Consider the following 18,689-nt stretch of genomic DNA (forward strand, 5'->3'; position numbering starts at 1 on the left):
TACGGCCTTTACCCACTGCGCATAGACATACTCGATACGAATGGAATAGTTTCTGGGTCGAGTCTGCTGGCGCAATTGATCCAGCAATCTGGGCTTGCCGTCATCCATGTCGCGTTTCTCCCTGAGTGATGTCGCGCTTGCCGCGACCACCGCTAAGCTAGACAAGGACTTACAGGACGACAAGGAACGTTATACGACATGCCGTCGCGACAAAAAACGCGACATGGCATGTCGCCTAATAGTAGTTAGCCAACGATATGGAACATCGGCGTAAGGACACGTAAATGTCGCGGAATCAAGGTGACCAAAAAGCGAAAAATATGCTAGTTAGCGAAGCACAACTTCGTTGTCGCTTAACTGCGTTAAGGCGAACATCGCTGTTGCGCTTCGCCAGGGATAGCCATTTCTCGGTTTTTCTCCGCCTTGAGCGCTTTGAACATTTACCTGCCCGCTGCGCGGGCATGTGCAAATCGTCGGCTAACTACTCACTAGAGCGAACACTGCTGCTGCGCAGCACTGTCGCTCACCTCGAAGCTTGTTAGGTGCGACTCGCAAGTCTTCTGGATTTTTTGGAGAAAAAATGAAGTTCAAATCACTTACTATTGACTCATGGAAGCAGTTTGAAGAGGTAAGCATCCATTTTCATCCATCAGTTACAATTTTGACTGGAGCGAACGGCTCGGGCAAAACGACAGTTCTAAGTTTGCTTGGGCGTCACTTTGGTTGGGCAAAGGTTGAGTTGGCGACTCCGACCAAAAACAAGGAAACTGGAAAATTTCAATGGCTAAGTAGGCTATTTGGCAGGAAAGATGTAACCGATTTAAAGATTGGTGAAATCACGCACGACAAAGGAAAGTCTGACCTCCTAATCCCACAGCAAGACGGCCCCCAATATCATGTTCAGATCACAAACCAAATCAGTTTTCCCGGAATAAATATTCCTTCGCATCGCCCTATATATTCATACCAGCAGGTCCCTCATATATCAACTCAAAAGCGGACTAAGCATGATGCCTACAGCTTGGTGATGCAAAGCTCACTACAAAGGCACAACAATGGTCATTCTCAATCATCAAATTTCTTCATAAAAGAAACCTTGCTTAGCTGGGCTATTGGTGGGTCTGGAAACGAGTTTATTGCCGCAGACAAAGAACTACATGAACACTTCATTGGCTTCGAGTCTGTTTTAAAGAAAGTTCTTCCAGACACTATAGGCTTCAGAAAAATTGCAATTAGATCATATGAGGTAATTCTGGAAACAGACTCCGGCGATTTCATGCTGGATGCGGTGTCTGGCGGTGTTAGCGCAGTTATAGATCTGGCGTGGCAGATCTATAACTGTCAACGAGATGAGTCTGGCTCCTTGGTTGTGCTAATTGATGAAATTGAGAATCACCTGCACCCATCAATGCAGAGGCGGATTCTTCCAGATCTTGCAAGTGCGTTTCCAAATGTTCAATTTATTGTTTCTACACATAGCCCACTTGTTGTTGGCTCTGCTCGCGAGTCAAAGGTCTATGCATTTACATATGACGATAATAAGCGCGTTATTAGCCAAGAGCTTGATTTAATCAACAAAGCAAAGACTGCATCGCAAGTACTAAATGATGTACTTGGCGTTCCTGTGACAATGCCGATATGGGCTGAAGCTGAACTCGATAGGGTTCTTGTTAAACACAAGCACATCCAGAATCCTGAAACGCAATTTGCAAATATTCGGTCAGAGCTCTCTGCTTGCGGGCTAGGCGATTACTTTCCTGATGCCATTGTGAAACTTTCAAGGGACTGGAAATGATTAGATTATTTCGCCCCGCGTGCCCAAAGCCCAAAGAACTTGCAGCTGGGAACTATAAAGTTCCCGAGAACAAAAAGGCGCTCAAAGTGTCTGCGCACGAAAAGTGTATGTATTGCGAAAGCAAGATTTCGCATATTGATCATGCGCATGTCGAGCACATTAAGCCAAAGGCACACGGCAAGTATCCGCATTTAGAATACACGTGGACCAACCTCGGCTATTCGTGCGCCATATGCAATGGGAAGAAACATGACAAATATGATGAAAAGACCCCTTATATCGATCCGTATTCTGATGACCCCGAAGAGCATTTAACTTTTCATGGCTGGATTGTATTCCCTCGCAATGGTTCTGAGCGAGGGGAACTGACAATTACAGATGTCGCCTTAAACAGAGCTGAGCTTATTGAGCAACGGAAGGATCGTATAGAAGGACTTCTACGAGCGATTAACGCTTGCTTTAGGACTCAGAATCAGAGCTTAAAAGAAGCTGCTCTCAGGAGTCTCGCTCAAGAGGCTGCTTCGAACAAGGAGTATTCCTTAGCAGTTAAGTTCGCCTTACGTGCGCAAGAAGTGATTACGTGATCGAGATGGCCACACCTAACAAGCGGTTCAAGTCGTTCGCTCCGCTCTCTGGGACGGCGTGCCGCCGCCCCTTAATCTAAACGTTAGATGCTTTGGCCCACCGTCCGTCAACGCCCGCTTGCCCCTTCGAATACCATGTATTACATTGCATTCTACTGTATGGAGGGCACCCTAATGAGCGTCACAACCGTCCGGCTACAGCCCGAGCTCGAAGAAAATCTTGGAGCCATGGCCGAGAAGCTCCACCGAAGCAAGAGCTGGCTTATTAATCAAGCACTTAGAGAGTTTTTTGAACGCCAGGAGCTGGAGCAGAGCCGGTGGCAGGAAACGCTGCAGGCTATGGAGTCAGTTGCACAAGGCAGGGTCGTGTCCGGTGAAGCAGTAAATACCTGGCTTCAAAGCTGGGGCGGCTCCAATGAACTGTCGCCACCGAAGGCGGGCCAATGAGGTTGGTCTATTCAGAAGAAGCCGTGGCGGATTTGGTTCGCCTACGAGCATTCATTGCTGAGAAAGATCCGCTTGCTGCTGCACGTGTAGCAACAGAGCTCATTGCACGCATCGAAAATCTTCGCCTATTCCCAACAATGGGCTGCACTGTTGAATTAGCTCCAGACCCAAAAGCTATTCGTGACGCCATCTTCGGGAAATACGTAATCAGATATGCGGCCCATACCGAGGCTGTCGTTATTCTTCGTATATGGCACCACTACGAAGACCGAGTGCAAAGCACCTAACTAGTGTGCTGTCTCGCAATAATCATTGCTCAAGCGGCTGCGGCTGGCCTGTGTAGGGTGCGCCGTGCGCACCACTGACACCGGGTGCCTGGTGCGCACGGCGCACCCTACGAGCCGGTGTCATCGAAACAATAATTCTGAGACAGCACACTAGCGGTTCAAGCCGCTCGCTTCGCTCACTCGGAACGGGCTAAAGCCCGCCCCCTAACCTGAACGTTAGCGGCCAAAGCCGACCTTGCCGTAGCGTACGGAAAATAGTACGTTAACTACTCTACATCCGACACGGTTCTCCCATCATGCAAACCCTCACTGCCAGCGAGGCTCGCGCCAATCTCTATCGGCTTATCGATCAAACCACTGAATCGCACCAACCCATTGTTATTTCTGGGAAAAGGGGCAATGCGGTGCTGATTTCGTCTGAAGATTGGGATGCGATCCAAGAAACTCTCTATCTCCTCTCTGTTCCAGGCATGCGTGAATCAATCAAGCAAGGTATGGAAGAGCCTGCCGAGGCTTGCTCGAAGGAACTGGATTGGTGACTTGGCAAATTATCTACACCAAGCAGGCACAGAAGGATGCTCAGAAACTCGCATCCTCTGGCCTCAAAGAAAAAGCAAAAGAACTACTGAAACTCATAAAGACTAATCCTTTTCAAAATCCCCCACCTTACGAAAAACTCGTTGGCGATCTCGCGGGGGCATACTCTCGCCGGATCAACATTCAGCACCGCCTTGTATACCAGGTACTGGAGAAAGAGCATTTGGTAAAAGTCCTGCGCTTATGGACACACTATGAATAGTGTTGGCCGCTAACAATGTATATGGACTCTCCCTGCCGGCGCTGAGTAATACTCTTCCAACCCTGGCGTCAGTGCGGTTGCATTCGTATATCCGGCTTTGGCTGGGTAGTCTCAGACCGTCAGGCTTTTCATAAAAAAGCACTTATTCTTTCTATGCACTATACTTTTCACTGAACTTGCCACCAAGATTGGTGGTACTTGTTTGATCTGCTTTGGAGTCGGATTAATAGTTAATTTAACGCCGCGATTTAGCGGTGATGCTTTTGCATAGTCCGTTGGCAACAGGAACAGGATGAAGAGAAAATGGCAATAGCAATTATCTTAATTCTAATCGTTATTGCATCAGTGCTGTTCCACATACTAGCGCCTTGGCAGGTGACGCCGGCTGCTTCCAATTGGGGGTCAATAGACACCACCCTGTTCATCACCCTGATCATTACCGGAATATTTTTCATCGCCATCACGGTATTTATGGCGGTAGCCGTGATGCGTTACCGTCACAAGGAAGGCAGCCGGGCGCACTACCAGCCGGAAAATAAAAAGTTGGAATGGTGGTTAATGGTTATCACCTCGCTGGGTATTGCCGGCATGTTGGCGCCTGGCCTGGTTGTTTACAGTGATTTCGTCCGGGTTCCGAAAAATGCTTCTGAACTCGAAGTGATTGCCCAGCAGTGGCAGTGGGCCTTTCGTTTTCCCGGCCAGGATGGGAAGTTGGGCAGGTCGGATGTTAAATTTGTCGATTCCGCCAATCCCCTTGGCCTTGATCCCAGCGACCCCGCTGGGCAGGACGATGTGCTTATAAGGAACAATGAGGTTCGCCTGCCGCTCGATCAACCGGTGAAAGTTTTACTGCGTTCTAAAGATGTGTTGCACAACTTCTATGTACCGCAAATCCGCAGCAAGATGGATATGGTGCCAGGTATGGTGTCCCACTTTTGGTTTACGCCGACTAAGACCGGGAAGTTTGAAATCCTCTGCGCTGAGTATTGTGGCCTAGGGCATTACAGCATGCGCGGCCATATGATAGTTGCGGAGCAGGACGCTTTTGCTCAATGGCTGAACAGCCAACCGACTTTCGCGCAGACCTTAACCACAGCGGCCAAGCCCAGCCGGGAAAGTGTGCTGGAAAAAGGCCAGCAGTTGGCCGAAAACTACGGCTGCCGTGCCTGCCATAGCCTGGATGGCGGCGCCAGTCTCGGTCCGGGCTGGAAGGGGCTGTACGGCCGCATGGAACCGCTTGCCGATGGCAGCAGTGTCCTGGTCGATGAGGCCTACCTGAAAGAGTCGATCCTCGATCCCAAGGCCAGACAGGTCCGGGGTTATCCGCCGGTCATGGTGCCCTATACTCTCAATGAAGATGAACTGGGCGCTCTGGTCGCCCTGATTAAATCACTGAGTGCTGCGCCGCAAGAGAATGAACCTTCTGCCAGCGCAGCGACGGGTGGGAGCGAGGATTCGGTGGCACAGGGACAGCAATTGGCCGAGTCGCTCGGCTGTCTGGCCTGCCACAGTATCGATGGCAGTCAGGGAGTCGGCCCCGGTTGGCAGGGCCTGTATGGCAAGACAGAAACCCTCGCCGACGGTACGAGGGTAGAGGTCGATGAGGGCTATATAAAAGATTCCGTTCTTAATCCTAGCGCCTCAATAGTCAAAGGCTATGCCCCTACCATGCCGGCCTTTGCCCCGAGCGATGAGGAGTTGAATGCGCTGATCGCTTTTATCAAGTCCAAAGCGAATGCCAAAGTTGATGCGAATAGGGTGGGGCCAGGAGAGTTGCCGTAAGGAGCCAGAAATACACCGAAACTTCACCAGGAGGATGACGTGATGGCCTATGCGGAGCAAGCCGAAACAGAATTACTGCACGAACCGAAAAGTTTCCTGACCAAATATATCTGGAGTCAGGACCACAAGGTCATAGCCATTCAATATTCCTTGACGGCTATATTTGTGGGTCTTATCGCCCTGGTGTTGTCCGGCCTGATGCGCATGCAGATAGGCTTCCCCGGCAGTCTGGAGTTCATGGACGCCAGTACTTACTATCAGGCGATGACCATGCACGGCATGATCATGGTCATTTATTTGCTGACGGCCCTGTTTCTGGGTGGCTTCGGCAACTATCTGATCCCACTGATGGTGGGCGCCCGCGACATGGTCTTCCCCTATGTCAACATGCTGAGCTACTGGTTCTATCTGCTCTCGGTACTGGTGTTGCTCGCCAGCTTCTTTGTCCCTGGCGGCCCCTCCGGTGCGGGCTGGACGCTCTATCCGCCACAGGCCATTACCCAGGGGACACCGGGGGCCGAGTGGGGCATCGTCCTGATGCTCGTCTCACTGGCGATCTTTATTGTCGCCGCCACCATGGGCGGGCTGAACTACGTGACCACGGTATTGCAGGCGCGCACGCACGGCATGACCTTGTTTCGCATGCCGCTCTCCGTCTGGGGCATCTTCATGGCCTCGATTCTGGCCTTGCTGGCCTTCCCTGCCTTGTTCGTCAGCGCGGTCATGATGCTGTTCGACAAACTGCTGGGCACCAGCTTCTTTATGCCGGCGATCATCTCGCTGGGGCAGCAGCTCGATCACCAGGGTGGCAGCCCGATATTGTTCCAGCATCTGTTCTGGTTCTTCGGCCACCCGGAAGTCTACATCGTCGCCCTTCCCGCATTTGGTCTGGTCTCCGACTTGATCAGCACCCATGCACGCAAGAATATCTTCGGTTACCGCATGATGGTGTGGGCCATCGTTGCGATTGGCGTACTCAGCTTTGTGGTCTGGGCGCACCATATGTATGTCAGCGGCATGAACCCGTACTTTGGCTTTTTCTTCGCCACCACCACCTTGATCATCGCGGTGCCGACCGCGCTGAAAGTCTACAACTGGGTGCTGACCCTGTGGCGCGGCGACATCCACCTGACCGTGCCGATGCTGTTTGCGCTGGCCTTTATCGTCACCTTTTTAGTCGGCGGTCTGACCGGGTTGTTTCTCGGCAATGTGATAGTCGATATTCCGCTATCGGACACCTATTTCGTCGTCGCCCATTTTCATATGGTCATGGGCGTTGCGCCGATTCTGGTGGTATTCGGCGCCATTTATCATTGGTTCCCGAAAATAACCGGACGCATGCTGAACGACACCCTCGGCAAGCTGCATTTCTGGATTACCTTCCTGGGCACTTACCTCATCTACTTCCCCATGCATTACCTGGGTTTCCTGGGCATGCCCCGCCGCTATTACGCCTATCAAGGCTACGAGTTCATTCCGCAGTCGGCGCAAGAGTTGAATGCCTTCATTACGGTGATCGCATTGAGTGTCGGCGTTTCCCAACTGCTGTTCCTGGTCAACCTGTTCTGGAGCCTATTTAAAGGCAAGCCCGCCGGCAGTAACCCCTGGGGCGCGGCCAGCCTGGAATGGCAAACGCCGAACACCCCGCCGATACACGGCAACTGGGGAGCGAAGCTGCCGGTCGTGCATCGCTGGGCCTATGACTACAGTGTGCCGGGAATAGAACAGGACTTCGTCCCGCAAACGGTCTCCGCCCAGGAGTTGGAGCAGCTGCGGCAACTCAGTGCCGAAGCCAAGATAGCGGGCGAAAAACCATGAACCGGCAGCTATTGAGAAACACCGACAGCGCCGACCCCGGGGGCAGTTGGAGTCTCGACCCTGAAGGCATCCAGACCCCCGAGGGTGCCAATAGAACGCAAACCGCAAAAGTAGGCCTGCGCCTGTTTCTGGTCGTAGTGAGCTCGTTATTCTTTCTCTTCCTGATGGCCTTTATCGCCCGCTCACAAGTGGCCGACTGGCTACCCCTGACAGAGCCTCTGGGTCCGTTGGCCAACCCCTGGCAACTCTGGCTGAATTCGGCCTTGCTGGTATTCGGCAGCCTCGCCCTGCAGTGGGCACGGATGGCCGCCCGACAGGGTCACCTTGGCGCAACTGTCATTGGCTTTGGATTGGGGGGCGTATTTGCGCTTGCCTTTCTGGCGGGACAACTCTGGGTCTGGCAGCAGTTTGTCGCCTGGGGCTATTTTGTCTCCAGCAATCCGGCCAACAGCTTCTTCTACCTGTTGACCGGCCTGCATGGGCTACACCTGCTGGGCGGCCTGATAGCCTGGAGCAGAACCGTCGCTAAATTCCTGCACCGCGTGCCGTTGCCGCAACTCAGCGCCAGCGTAGAGCTCTGTGCCATCTATTGGCATTACCTACTGGGTCTTTGGTTGGTGCTCTTCGCCCTGCTGACCAGCACACCGGAAACCTATGCCGCCATCGCGGCATTCTGCGGCCTGAGGTGAAGCCATGGCAGCGCAGCCACCAGCCCCGGGCGAGCCCGGTTCATCCTCCACACCCACCTCAGCCGACACGCTTGCCCCGGGATGGCAGGGCATCGCCCGCGACTGGGCCTCGGATAGAGACGCCTTCAAACAGGTCCCCTGGGGCAAGGCGATGATGTGGATATTCCTGCTCAGCGATACCTTTATCTTCACCTGCTTTTTAACCGGCTATATGTCGGTGCGCATGACCACCACCGCCCCCTGGCCGAACCCCAGTGAAGTGTTCGCCTTGACGATCGGCGGCAGCGAAATTCCACTGATTCTGATCGCCATCATGACCTTTGTGCTGATCAGTAGCAGCGGCACCATGGCCATGGCGGTCAATTTCGCCTACCGCCGTGATCGCGCCAAAACCACTGCCCTGATGCTGGCGACCGCAGCCTTTGGCGCGACCTTCGTCGGCATGCAGGCATTTGAATGGAGCAAGCTCATCGCAGAAGGGGTGCGTCCTTGGTCGAACCCCATGGGGGCGGCGCAATTTGGTGCCAGCTTCTTCATGATTACCGGCTTCCACGGCCTGCACGTGTCGATCGGCGTCATTTACCTCAGCATCGTGGCGCTGAAAGTATTGCGGGGCGATTATGAGCGCTCCGGAAACTATCAGATCGTCGAGATAGCCGGGCTTTACTGGCACTTCGTGGACTTGGTGTGGGTGTTTATTTTTGCTTTCTTCTATTTATGGTAGGTCTAAGAGCCTGTTCATGGTCGTCGCGAGCGAAGGTCAGCCATTTTTAACGCAGCATGGCCGCGCGCAGTAGATCGTGAGCAGGTTCTGAAGAGGAGCACTGACGATGGCGCACGCTCAGGGTCAACAACATCCCATCAGCTTGTATCTTAAGATTTGGGGGCTGTTATTCGTCCTCAGCACCATGTCGTATCTGGTCGACTATTTTCACTTCCAAGGCTACCTGCGGTGGTCCCTGATCGTCACTTTCATGTTGTTGAAGGCGGGTCTAATTGTCGCCATCTTCATGCACATGGCCTGGGAACGGTTGGCCATGGTCTACGCCATACTGGTACCGCCCTTGTGTTTACTGGTGCTCGTCGGACTCATGGCCACCGAGGCGGACTACGTGTTCCTCAGCCGGGTAATTTTCTTCGGGCAACAAGCTACTTCCGGACAGCCTTAGGCATCCGCCGGCTAACCCTTCAGCAATAGCGCTATATCGTTCGCTTGAACTGATGCCATCTCTGCAGCCAGGCCACTGTCCAGTGCGGGGCTGCCGCTCCCGTGCCGGCGATCGTCAGTCTTGGATGATGTTCGATTACCCGGTCCAATAGCGCTTCCTGGTCCGGCTCAACATCCACGAAAAAGAGATGCTTGCCTTCCGCTAACTTCTGTTTAAAAGCGCGGAAGTGGGCGTTTGGCACCTGGATACCAAAGAAGCCGCCTTCCCAGATGCAAAAGCCCAGTATCACCACGGCAAGGAAGATAAACGGCACCCAGCCCGCGGCGGATTCGGTCCAGCCCAGCCAATAGGCGCCGCCAAGGACCAGCGCCGCGAGTGGCACGCCGACCACCGCACCAATCTCGCCAGAGTGGACAACATCTTGTTTCATCAACGAGTTCACGTCGTGGAGGTGATGCTGTTCTACATCCGCATCCTTTTCGCTAAGCACATGGATACGTTCGGTACTGATGCCGTTGGCTTCCAATTCAGTTTCAACGGTTTCAAGATCATCGAGATTGTCACTGATGTAATAGTGTCGATTCATGCCACACCTCCCACCTCGTGTTTGCTGTAGACCCCCCTCTTACAGCCGTTAACTGAGATTTGCCGTCGGTATCTGCAGCCGTGGAGCAGGTTGCACACTTCCGGCAATGCGAAACAAGTATAGCCCCCTCGCGACGACTGGCATTCAACGCCAAGATCGGACAATCAGCCTTAAGGCCTGGCGCACCCCGACGAATTCTGCGTCACGGCGCCACCGGCCAGGTCGCTCGACAAGACTGCGCCGATGGCGAACAGCGGCTTTCCAGCTTCCACCGAAAGCTTGAACCACGGCCCCTGAACCCGGCATCGGCACTCGCCGCCCTTTAGTCTGCCCCTGGATGCACTGAAGCTGCTGCTGGCGCGCTAGCTATAGTTGTGGCGTGATGATCCTTGTGACGGGGCCCGCAAGTGGGCTAATCGGGGGCTGCCCCGCTCTACGCGGTTTGCGTTATTCAGGCTATCCGGGAGGGCTGCCCATGCCAGCTGCTACCGAGACGCTGAGGCTGTTTCTCGCCGGCGACGTCATGACCGCCCGCGGCATCGACGCGGTACTGCCGCACCCTGGCGATCCGCGGCTTTACGAGGCTTACGTCAAGGATGCCGGCGTTTACGTCCGGCTGGCAGAAAGACTCAATGGCCCGATTCCCCGTCCGGTCGATTTCGGCTATGTCTGGGGCGCTGCGCTGGATGAGCTGGAACTGCGTCAGCCCCACGCACGCATCATCAATCTGGAAACGGCGGTGTCCCGCCACGGCCGACCGGAGCCAAAGGGCATCAATTACCGCATGAGCCCGGAGAACTTCCCGGCCATCGGTGCAGCCGGCATCGATTGCTGCGTGCTGGCCAACAACCATGTGCTGGACTGGGGGGCAGCCGGCCTGGCCGAGACCCTGGAGACCCTAGCGCGCAACGGCATGTGCAGCGCCGGCGCCGGGCGCGACCGGCAAGCCGCCGAGGCGCCCGCCGTGCTGCCGCTGCCCGGCGGGCGGCGTTTGCTGGTGTTCGGTCTCGGCACGCCCGACTGCGGTATTCCGCCGGACTGGGCCGCCACGGCTAGGCGCGCGGGCGTCGCGTGGCTGGCGGATCTGTCGATGCACAGCTTGCGCCCCGTGGCCAAACGAATTCTCGAGGGCAAAAGCCCGGGGGATCTGGTGGTCGCCTCCATTCACTGGGGCGGCAACTGGGGGTTCGATATCCCGCAGGAGCAGACCCGGTTCGCCCATGCCTTGATCGACGAGGCCGGAGTCGATCTGGTGCACGGGCATTCCTCGCACCACATCAAGGGCATAGAGGTGTATCGCGAACACCTGATTCTCTATGGCTGCGGTGATCTGCTGAACGATTACGAAGGCATCGAAGGCCACAACGCCTTTCGCGGCGACCTGGGGCTTATGTACTTTGCCGCGTTGGACCCGGGCGGGCGCCTGCAGTCGCTCGACCTGGTCCCTACCCGCCTGCGGCGCTTGCGCATCTGCCGCGCCGAAGGGGATGACCGTCAATGGCTGCACGACAGCCTTGCGCGCGAGTGCGCGCGCCTGGGCAGCAGCATCCAGTTGGGGGCGGACAATGCCTTCGCGTTGCGTTGGTAGGCGCCTCCGGACAGGACCAACCCTTGTCCGCCGCTGGGCCTGTTGGTTTTTGGCCCCCCGACTGAGTTGATTTTTGCCGATGGGGTTTTACACAGAGCTACGACCCTCGGCGCAACCGAGTCGGCGGCTGGCTACAGATCGGCGTCCACCACCACCCGCACCTTGCTCGCGTCCAGGGCATAGGCCGCATCGGCCAGGTCATTGCTGACCGGCTCGACTTTCAGCGTGCCGCTCACCCAGAGCGGGGTGTAGAGGTCGTCCAGCTGCAAGCCTTTGGGGTAGCGCACCAGCACCAGTTGGTTGGGTGGCGGTGGCGGGACGTGGATGCAGGCGCCGGGGTAAGGGACGAGGAAGAACAGGGTGCTGCGGCCTTGGCCGTCGGTTTCCAGTGGCACGGGGTAGCCGCCGAGGCGGATCTGTTTGCCGTTCAGGGCGGGCACGGTCTTGGCCGAGTACATGACTGCCGGCAAGCCCTTTTCCTGCTTTAGCCCGCCCTTGCCGTTGAAGCTGCCATTCGCCTCGGGCGTGTCGTGGCTGATCTCCGGCATGGCCTCGAGGGCTTGCTGGTCGGCCTCGGGCAGCAGCTCGAGCCAGTCGGTTTCCGGCAGTTCGGCGTGGGCAAGGCCGCCGAGCAGCAACAGGGTCATCAGGATCAAACGGCGCATGACAAGGCTCGAGATGAAGACCGGGTAAGACTAGCGCGCAGGCGCTGCGCCGTTCCAGCACCCTCCCCCTGGCGGGAGAGGGTGTATTCAGGCTCAGGCCTTGCCGATCAGCGTTTCGACGGCGGTGATCTGCCGGTCCAGCGTGGCGCGGTCGGCGCTGCGCAGGGTGGCGTGCCCGACTTTGCGCCCGACCTTGAAGGCCTTGCCGTAGTGGTGCAGGTGGCAATCCTCGATGCTGATCACCTTGGCCACGTCCGGCACTGCGCCGATGAAGTTGAGCATGGCGCTTTCCCCGACTTTTTCGGTCGAGCCCAGCGGCAGGCCGGCGACGGCGCGCAGATGGTTTTCGAACTGGCTGCACTCGGCGCCTTCGATGGTCCAGTGCCCGGAGTTGTGCACGCGCGGGGCGATTTCGTTGGCCTTGAGGCCACCCTCGACTTCGAAGAATTCGAACGCCAGCACGCCGACATAGTCGAGCTTGCTCAGCACCCGGCCGACATAGTCTTCCGCCAGCGCCTGCAACGGATGCGCACTGCTGGCGATGGACAGGCAGAGGATGCCGTTCTCGTGGGTGTTGTGCACCAGCGGGTAGAAGCGCGTTTCGCCATCGCGGGCGCGCACGGCGACCAGCGAGACTTCGCCGCTAAAGGGCACGAAGCCTTCGAGCAGGCACGGCACGCTGCCCAGTTCGGCGAAGGCGCCGGTCAGATCGGCCGCTTTGCGCAGGACTTTCTGGCCCTTGCCGTCGTAGCCGAGGGTGCGGGTTTTCAGCACCGCCGGCAGGCCGATGCGGGCGACGGCGGCGTCGAGATCCGCTTGCGACTGGATGTCGGCAAACTCCGGCGTGGGGATGCCGAGCTCCTTGAACAGGCTCTTTTCGAACCAGCGGTCACGGGCGATGCGCAGCGCTTCGGCGCTCGGATAGACCGGTACGAACTGCGAGAGGAAGGCCACGGTTTCCGCCGGTACGCTCTCGAATTCGAAGGTCACCAGATCCACTTCGTCGGCCAACTGACGCAGGTGATCCTGGTCGCCGTAGTCGGCGCGGATATGTTCGCCGAGGGCCGCCGCGCAGGCATCCGGCGCCGGGTCGAGGAAGGCGAAACTCATCCCCAGCGGAGTGCCCGCCAGAGCCAACATGCGACCCAGCTGGCCGCCACCGATTACACCAATTTTCATCTTGCTCAGGCCTCACGCGGGTCTGGATTATCCAGCACGCTGTCCGTCTGCTCGGTGCGGAACTGCTTCAGCGCGGCATGGAACTGCGGGTGCTGGTGGCCGAGGATGCTCGCCGCCAGCAGTGCGGCATTGACCGCGCCGGCTCGGCCTATGGCCAGGGTGGCGACCGGGATGCCCGCGGGCATCTGCACGATCGACAGCAGCGAATCGACACCCGAGAGCATCGACGACTGCACCGGCACGCCGAGCACCGGCAGGTGCGTCTTGGCGGCGCACATGCCCGGCAAGTGGGCGGCGCCACCGGCACCGGCGATGATCACCTGGATGCCGCGCACGTCCGCCTGTTCAGCGTACTGGAAGAGCAGGTCCGGGGTGCGGTGGGCAGAAACCACCTTGACCTCGTAGGGAATGCCCAGCTTGTCCAGCATTTCGGCGGTGTGGCTAAGGGTGGACCAATCGGACTTGGAGCCCATGATCACGCCAACCAGTGCGCTCATCGTCGTGCCTCTTCTTCATTGGGCGCCCGCAGGCGCGGCAAAAACTAACAAGCCACGCTGGAGACCAGGCGTGGCTTGTGTGCGAATGCTTTCTGTGTGAAAGGCCAGGGCCGGTGTGAGGCCGGCCAAAGGCCGCGCAGTATACCGCAAAGCCTGGGCTGGCGAGTATCCACTGTGACCGTCCGTCCAGCACCCCGCGCGACACCCGACAAACCGCTAAAAGATTGTCATGGCACAAGGTTCGGCGCCCGCAGCGGCGGACAATTCCGCTGCCCAATCCCGGATAGATTCTGCTGAAGATCGCAGCCTCCGGCGTCTGCCAAGGGTACTGGTCGGTAAAGCCCAGCCTAAACTGGCTCGGCACTCCCCGCCCCGCCCTCGAGCTTGCGCCAGAGCAGGCGCACCGCTGCCTTGCGCACCAGCGCGCAGCGGTACAGGCGAATCTCCAGTGGCACATGCCACTGGGGGCCGCCGCACTCCACCAGTTCGCCGCGGGCCAGCTCGGCGGTGATGCTCAGGCGCGGCACCCAGGCCACCCCCAAACCCTGCAACGCCATGCTCTTCAGGCTATCGGCCATCGCCGTCTCGTACACCGTGGTCGAACGCAGCCCCCGCTGGCGCAACAGCAGATTCACCGACCGGCCAAGGAAGGCGCCCGCGCTGTAAGCCAGCAGCGGCACGCTCTGGCCACTCTCCAGATCGAACAGGGCCTGGCCATCGGCGGCCACCGCGCAGACCGGCAGCATCTCGGTGCGCCCGAGGTGCAGGGAGGGGAAGATTTCCGGGTCCATCTGCAGGGACGCGTCCGGGTCGTAGAAGGCCAGAATCAGGTCACAGGCACCTTCGCGCAGCGCGTGTACCGCCTCGCCGACGTTGGTCGCCACCAGGCGGCTGGCGAGATTCAGACCCTCGCTGCGCAAGCGCGCGATCCACGGCGGGAAGAAGCCCAGCGCCAGCGAATGCGCGGCGGCGAACTGCAACACCTCGCCCTGCTGCCCTTCCAGGTGATGCAGGTGGCGCACCACATCGCCGAGCTGCTCGATCACGCTGCGCGCGGTGACCAGGAACAATTGCCCGGCCTCGGTCAGCTCCACCGGCGTGCACGCGCGATTGACCAGGGTCAGCCCCAAGGCTTCTTCCAGGCTGCGAATCCGTCGGCTGAAGGCCGGCTGCGTGACGAAGCGCTTCTCGGCCGCCTGGGAAAAACTATGGGTCGCGGCCAGGGCACTGAAGTCCTCCAGCCATTTCATGTCGAGGTTCACCTTGGGCCTCCCCGGCCGTTATCACTGAGAGTCAGCTCACGATCCGCTGCGGGCTTCGCGCGTGATGCTGCAAAACAGGCTCAGCAAGCAGCTTGCTGCTAACGCGCTTTAGCGCGGCCCCGAAGGGGCGAGCGAAGCGAGTCATGCTCATTTACAACTCGTAAACTGCGCTTCTTTGCCTGTTTTTGCCTTGCCTGACCTTCGCTCGCTTGGCTCGTGAACAGACTCAAGTTCTATACGCTCGCCACCAAAGCAGCGTCACACCGACATTATGCCGATTCGGTATGGGCCAGCGCTTAACAGCATTGGCCGAATGAAAAGCTCAAGCCTAGTCTAATCGGCATCGCGGCCTAGTCCGTGCCTACCCTGAGATGACTTACATCATGTCTGCTGCTGCATCCTTCCGCGTCGAAAAAGACCTGCTTGGCACCCTCGAAGTTCCGGCTGAAGCCTATTACGGCATTCAGACCCTGCGTGCCGTGCATAACTTCCGCCTGTCCGGCGTGACGCTGTCGCATTACCCGAAACTGGTGATCGCCCTGGCGATGGTCAAACAGGCCGCCGCCGACGCCAACCGCGAGCTGGGCCACCTGTCCGCCGCCAAGCACACCGCGATCAGCACCGCCTGCGCCCGCATCATCCAGGGCGAGTTCCACGAGCAGTTCGTGGTCGACATGATCCAGGGCGGCGCCGGCACCTCGACCAATATGAACGCCAACGAGGTGATCGCCAATATCGCCCTGGAAGCCATGGGTTTTGAGAAAGGCGAGTACCAGCACCTGCACCCGAACAACGACGTGAACATGGCGCAGTCGACCAACGACGCCTACCCGACCGCCATCCGCGTCGGCCTGCTGCTCGGCCATGACAGCCTGCTGGGCGCCCTGGACAGGCTGATCCAGTCGTTCGCCGCCAAGGGCCTGGAGTTCGGCCACGTGCTGAAGATGGGCCGCACCCAGCTGCAGGACGCCGTGCCCATGACCCTGGGTCAGGAATTCCGCGCCTTCGCCGTGACCCTCGGCGAAGACCTGCAACACCTCAAGCGCCTGGCGCCCCTGCTGCTCACCGAAGTCAACCTGGGCGGCACGGCGATCGGCACCGGGATCAACGCCGACCCGGGCTATCAGAAGCTGGCGGTCGAGCGTCTGGCCATCATCAGCAACCACCCGGTGGTGGCGGCGGCCGACCTGATCGAAGCCACCTCGGACATGGGTGCCTTCGTGCTGTTCTCCGGCATGCTCAAGCGCACCGCGGTCAAACTGTCGAAGATCTGCAACGACCTGCGCCTGCTGTCCAGCGGCCCGCGCACCGGGATCAACGAGATCAACCTGCCGGCGCGTCAGCCGGGCAGCTCGATCATGCCCGGCAAGGTCAACCCGGTGATCCCGGAAGCGGTCAACCAGGTGGCCTTCGAGGTGATCGGCAACGACCTGGCGCTGACCATGGCGGCCGAAGGCGGCCAGCTGCAGCTGAACGTGATGGAGCCGCTGATCGCCTACAAGATCCTCGACTCGATCCGCCTGCTGACCCGCGCCATGGACATGCTGCGCGAGCACTGCATCGACGGCATCAGCGCCAACGAAGCCCGCTGCCGTGAACTGGTGGAAAGCTCGATCGGCCTGGTCACCGCGCTGAACCCCTATATCGGCTACGAGAACGCCACCCGCATCGCCAAAGTCGCCCTGGAAAGCGGCCGCGGCGTGCTGGAACTGGTGCGCGAGGAGCAGCTGCTGGACGAGGCCACCCTGGCCGACATCCTGCGCCCGGAAAATATGATCGCGCCGCGTCTGGTGCCGTTGAAGGCCTAAGTCCAGCTACAGATACAGGCTCTACCGCAGAGCACGCTCACCAGGCTAAGGGGATCACTCTCCCCTCGCCTTTCAGGAGATGAGGCGAACCCTCATCTCCTTTTTTATGCCTGCTGGCGCAGAAACCCGGCTCCCGCTCTAGGCGCACCCGCAATAACAATAAAGAGGGATACATCATGCTTGAGGTTCTGAACGACTTCCTGTCCGGCAAGCTGCTGATCGTGCTGATCGTCGGCCTGGGCAGCTACTTCACCATCCGCTCGCGCTTCGTCCAGTTCCGCCACTTCGGCCATATGTTCAGCGTGTTCAAGGATTCCCTGCGCGGCAGCGCCGGCCAGCTCAGCTCGTTCCAGGCGCTGATGCTCAGCCTGGCCGGCCGCGTCGGTGCCGGCAATATCGCCGGGGTCGGCATCGCCGTGACCCTGGGCGGCCCGGGCGCGGTGTTCTGGATGTGGGTGACCGCCCTGGTCGGCATGTCCAGCAGCTTCTTCGAATGCTCCCTGGCCCAGCTGTACAAGCGCGCCGACGGCGACGGCCTGTACCGCGGCGGCCCGGCCTACTACATCCAGCACGGCCTCAAGCTGCGCTGGATGGCGATGACCTTCGCCGTGCTGCTGCTGGTGACCTACGGCTTCGCCTTCAACGGCCTGCAATCCTTCACCGTGACCCACTCGCTGGAGAACGCCTTCGGCTTCCCGGTCGAGTACACCGGCATCGGCCTGGCCGTGCTGCTGGGCCTGGTGTTTATCGGCGGGATCAAGCGCATCGCTTCGGTCTCCGACCTGCTGGTGCCGGTCAAGACCCTGGTCTATATCGGCGTGACCCTGTACGTGATCGCCACTCAGATCGAGCTGGTGCCGGGCATGCTGGTGACCATAGTGAAGAGCGCCTTCGGCCTGGAACCGGCCTTCGCCGGCCTGCTCGGCAGCGCCATCGTGATGGGCGTGAAGCGCGGTGTGTTCGCCAACGAAGCCGGCCTGGGTAGCGCACCGAATGTGGCCGCCGTCGCCGCGGTCAAGCATCCGGTGGCCCAGGGCGTGGTCCAGGCCTTCAGCGTGTTCCTCGACACCTTCGTGATCTGCACCTGCACCGCCCTGCTGATCCTGCTGTCGGGCTTCTACACCCCGGGCTTCGAAGGTGACGGCATCACCCTCACGCAGAACTCCCTGGCCGCGGTGGTCGGTGACTGGGGGCGGATCTTCGTCAGCGTGGCGCTGAGCCTGTTCGTCTTCACCTGCATCCTCTACAACTACTACCTCGGCGAGAACGCCCTGCAGTTCCTCATCGGCCGCAGCCGTGTCGCCCTGCTGAGCTACCGCGGCCTGGTGCTGGCGCTGATCTGCTGGGGTTCGATGCAGAACCTCGGCACCGTGTTCGCCTTCGCCGACATCACCATGACATTGCTGGCCTTCGTCAACCTGATCGCCCTGGCCCTGCTGCTCAAGGTTGGCCTGCGCCTGATGCGCGACTACGACCAGCAGCGCAAGGCCGGCGTGGAGACCCCGGTGTTCGACGCCCGCCAGTTCGCCGATCTGGACCTGGACCCGGCCGCCTGGCCGGAGGCACCCCTGGCGCCGCTGGCAGCCTGGCCAAGCGCGGCCAGCCAGCCGCCGGTCAACGCCCTGCAACAGCGTTGACTTATCGCCGCCTGGGCCTTGGCCCGGGCGGCGTTCGTTGTGTCATAGGCCCCGCGCGGCCAACTGGCAAGCGCGGGACTCTCCGTTTCACAGGAGT

General features: G+C 58.7%; 19 protein-coding genes. 14 read left to right on the plus strand and 5 right to left on the minus strand.

Translation table 11 applies throughout. The features are described from left to right. Window positions 1-580 precede the first annotated feature (580 nt). The 11 genes from FFS13_RS02000 to FFS13_RS02050 all read left to right on the plus strand — a co-directional run bounded on the left by FFS13_RS02000 (window position 581) and on the right by FFS13_RS02050 (window position 9,370). Complete coding sequence (locus tag FFS13_RS02000) at window positions 581-1,795, plus strand: AAA family ATPase (protein WP_137817455.1); 1,215 nt, start codon at window positions 581-583, stop codon at window positions 1,793-1,795. Next, entirely contained in the window at window positions 1,792-2,379 is a 588-nt protein-coding gene (locus FFS13_RS02005; RefSeq protein ID WP_137817456.1) for an HNH endonuclease, read from the plus strand. The genes FFS13_RS02000 and FFS13_RS02005 overlap by 4 nt, the downstream gene beginning before the upstream one ends. Window positions 2,380-2,553: 174 nt before the next feature. Beyond that, window positions 2,554-2,826: a CopG family ribbon-helix-helix protein gene (locus FFS13_RS02010; RefSeq protein WP_137817457.1), complete on the plus strand. Its 273-nt coding sequence runs from the start codon at window positions 2,554-2,556 to the stop codon at window positions 2,824-2,826. Then, window positions 2,823-3,113, plus strand: a complete 291-nt coding sequence (locus FFS13_RS02015) for a type II toxin-antitoxin system RelE/ParE family toxin (RefSeq protein WP_137817458.1) — start codon at window positions 2,823-2,825, stop codon at window positions 3,111-3,113. Before FFS13_RS02010 ends, FFS13_RS02015 begins: the two co-directional genes overlap by 4 nt. 296 nt (window positions 3,114-3,409) lie before the next feature. Next, on the plus strand, window positions 3,410-3,652 hold the full coding sequence (locus FFS13_RS02020) for a type II toxin-antitoxin system Phd/YefM family antitoxin (protein ID WP_137817459.1): 243 nt from the start codon (window positions 3,410-3,412) through the stop codon (window positions 3,650-3,652). Then, window positions 3,649-3,912: a Txe/YoeB family addiction module toxin gene (locus FFS13_RS02025; RefSeq protein WP_137817460.1), complete on the plus strand. Its 264-nt coding sequence runs from the start codon at window positions 3,649-3,651 to the stop codon at window positions 3,910-3,912. Before FFS13_RS02020 ends, FFS13_RS02025 begins: the two co-directional genes overlap by 4 nt. Window positions 3,913-4,215: 303 nt before the next feature. Then, window positions 4,216-5,694 carry a c-type cytochrome gene (locus tag FFS13_RS02030; RefSeq protein WP_137817461.1) on the plus strand — a complete coding sequence of 493 codons (1,479 nt, stop codon included), beginning with the start codon at window positions 4,216-4,218 and terminating at the stop codon, window positions 5,692-5,694. A gap of 42 nt (window positions 5,695-5,736) precedes the next feature. Further along, window positions 5,737-7,512, plus strand: coding sequence for a cytochrome c oxidase subunit I (gene ctaD / locus FFS13_RS02035; protein WP_137817719.1), 1,776 nt, complete (start codon window positions 5,737-5,739; stop codon window positions 7,510-7,512). Beyond that, window positions 7,509-8,201 (plus strand): cytochrome c oxidase subunit 3, encoded by a 693-nt coding sequence (locus FFS13_RS02040; RefSeq protein WP_137817462.1) that lies wholly within the window; start codon window positions 7,509-7,511, stop codon window positions 8,199-8,201. Before ctaD ends, FFS13_RS02040 begins: the two co-directional genes overlap by 4 nt. A 4-nt stretch (window positions 8,202-8,205) precedes the next feature. Further along, a complete protein-coding gene (locus FFS13_RS02045; RefSeq protein ID WP_137817463.1) occupies window positions 8,206-8,925 on the plus strand; it encodes a heme-copper oxidase subunit III family protein in 720 nt (239 codons plus the stop codon). Between the two features lie 106 nt (window positions 8,926-9,031). After that, the gene (locus FFS13_RS02050) at window positions 9,032-9,370 is read left to right on the plus strand and encodes a cytochrome C oxidase subunit IV family protein (RefSeq protein ID WP_137817464.1); all 339 of its coding nucleotides are present in this window, start codon (window positions 9,032-9,034) and stop codon (window positions 9,368-9,370) included. Window positions 9,371-9,401: 31 nt separating this feature from the next. Here FFS13_RS02050 and FFS13_RS02055 read toward each other — a convergent pair whose 3' ends face one another. Then, complete coding sequence (locus FFS13_RS02055) at window positions 9,402-9,956, minus strand: magnesium transporter (protein WP_137817465.1); 555 nt, start codon at window positions 9,954-9,956, stop codon at window positions 9,402-9,404. Window positions 9,957-10,431: 475 nt separating this feature from the next. On the opposite strand from FFS13_RS02055, the gene FFS13_RS02060 reads away from it, so the two are divergent. Next, entirely contained in the window at window positions 10,432-11,544 is a 1,113-nt protein-coding gene (locus tag FFS13_RS02060; protein WP_137817466.1) for a CapA family protein, read from the plus strand. Between the two features lie 131 nt (window positions 11,545-11,675). Here the strand turns inward: FFS13_RS02060 and FFS13_RS02065 are convergent, their stop codons facing one another. The 4 genes from FFS13_RS02065 to FFS13_RS02080 all read right to left on the minus strand — a co-directional run bounded on the left by FFS13_RS02065 (window position 11,676) and on the right by FFS13_RS02080 (window position 15,147). Continuing rightward, complete coding sequence (locus FFS13_RS02065; protein ID WP_137817467.1) at window positions 11,676-12,209, minus strand: DUF3299 domain-containing protein; 534 nt, start codon at window positions 12,207-12,209, stop codon at window positions 11,676-11,678. Between the two features lie 93 nt (window positions 12,210-12,302). Next, window positions 12,303-13,388 carry a 5-(carboxyamino)imidazole ribonucleotide synthase gene (locus tag FFS13_RS02070; RefSeq protein ID WP_137817468.1) on the minus strand — a complete coding sequence of 362 codons (1,086 nt, stop codon included), beginning with the start codon at window positions 13,386-13,388 and terminating at the stop codon, window positions 12,303-12,305. A 5-nt stretch (window positions 13,389-13,393) separates the two neighbouring features. Continuing rightward, on the minus strand, window positions 13,394-13,885 hold the full coding sequence (purE, locus tag FFS13_RS02075; RefSeq protein WP_137817469.1) for a 5-(carboxyamino)imidazole ribonucleotide mutase: 492 nt from the start codon (window positions 13,883-13,885) through the stop codon (window positions 13,394-13,396). Window positions 13,886-14,232: 347 nt separating this feature from the next. Then, window positions 14,233-15,147, minus strand: a complete 915-nt coding sequence (locus FFS13_RS02080; protein WP_137817470.1) for a LysR substrate-binding domain-containing protein — start codon at window positions 15,145-15,147, stop codon at window positions 14,233-14,235. Window positions 15,148-15,530: 383 nt separating this feature from the next. Between FFS13_RS02080 and aspA the strand changes: the two genes are divergently transcribed. Further along, window positions 15,531-16,955 carry an aspartate ammonia-lyase gene (gene aspA / locus FFS13_RS02085; RefSeq protein WP_137817471.1) on the plus strand — a complete coding sequence of 475 codons (1,425 nt, stop codon included), beginning with the start codon at window positions 15,531-15,533 and terminating at the stop codon, window positions 16,953-16,955. A 176-nt stretch (window positions 16,956-17,131) separates the two neighbouring features. Then, window positions 17,132-18,592, plus strand: a complete 1,461-nt coding sequence (locus FFS13_RS02090) for a sodium:alanine symporter family protein (RefSeq protein ID WP_137817472.1) — start codon at window positions 17,132-17,134, stop codon at window positions 18,590-18,592. Window positions 18,593-18,689 lie beyond the last annotated feature (97 nt).

This window comes from Pseudomonas sp. 2FG (assembly GCF_005502935.1).
Classification (GTDB): Bacteria; Pseudomonadota; Gammaproteobacteria; order Pseudomonadales; family Pseudomonadaceae; genus Aquipseudomonas.

Bases quoted from the DNA above. Each gene is read 5' to 3' on its own strand.
- FFS13_RS02000 (WP_137817455.1), top strand. From the start codon at position 581: ATGAAGTTCAAATCACTTACTATTGACTCATGGAAGCAGTTTGAAGAG.
- FFS13_RS02005 (WP_137817456.1), top strand. From the start codon at position 1,792: ATGATTAGATTATTTCGCCCCGCGTGCCCAAAGCCCAAAGAACTTGCA.
- FFS13_RS02010 (WP_137817457.1), top strand. From the start codon at position 2,554: ATGAGCGTCACAACCGTCCGGCTACAGCCCGAGCTCGAAGAAAATCTT.
- FFS13_RS02015 (WP_137817458.1), top strand. From the start codon at position 2,823: ATGAGGTTGGTCTATTCAGAAGAAGCCGTGGCGGATTTGGTTCGCCTA.
- FFS13_RS02020 (WP_137817459.1), top strand. From the start codon at position 3,410: ATGCAAACCCTCACTGCCAGCGAGGCTCGCGCCAATCTCTATCGGCTT.
- FFS13_RS02030 (WP_137817461.1), top strand. From the start codon at position 4,216: ATGGCAATAGCAATTATCTTAATTCTAATCGTTATTGCATCAGTGCTG.
- ctaD (WP_137817719.1), top strand. From the start codon at position 5,737: ATGGCCTATGCGGAGCAAGCCGAAACAGAATTACTGCACGAACCGAAA.
- FFS13_RS02040 (WP_137817462.1), top strand. From the start codon at position 7,509: ATGAACCGGCAGCTATTGAGAAACACCGACAGCGCCGACCCCGGGGGC.
- FFS13_RS02045 (WP_137817463.1), top strand. From the start codon at position 8,206: ATGGCAGCGCAGCCACCAGCCCCGGGCGAGCCCGGTTCATCCTCCACA.
- FFS13_RS02050 (WP_137817464.1), top strand. From the start codon at position 9,032: ATGGCGCACGCTCAGGGTCAACAACATCCCATCAGCTTGTATCTTAAG.
- FFS13_RS02055 (WP_137817465.1), bottom strand. From the start codon at position 9,956: ATGAATCGACACTATTACATCAGTGACAATCTCGATGATCTTGAAACC.
- FFS13_RS02060 (WP_137817466.1), top strand. From the start codon at position 10,432: ATGCCAGCTGCTACCGAGACGCTGAGGCTGTTTCTCGCCGGCGACGTC.
- FFS13_RS02065 (WP_137817467.1), bottom strand. From the start codon at position 12,209: ATGCGCCGTTTGATCCTGATGACCCTGTTGCTGCTCGGCGGCCTTGCC.
- FFS13_RS02070 (WP_137817468.1), bottom strand. From the start codon at position 13,388: ATGAAAATTGGTGTAATCGGTGGCGGCCAGCTGGGTCGCATGTTGGCT.
- purE (WP_137817469.1), bottom strand. From the start codon at position 13,885: ATGAGCGCACTGGTTGGCGTGATCATGGGCTCCAAGTCCGATTGGTCC.
- aspA (WP_137817471.1), top strand. From the start codon at position 15,531: ATGTCTGCTGCTGCATCCTTCCGCGTCGAAAAAGACCTGCTTGGCACC.
- FFS13_RS02090 (WP_137817472.1), top strand. From the start codon at position 17,132: ATGCTTGAGGTTCTGAACGACTTCCTGTCCGGCAAGCTGCTGATCGTG.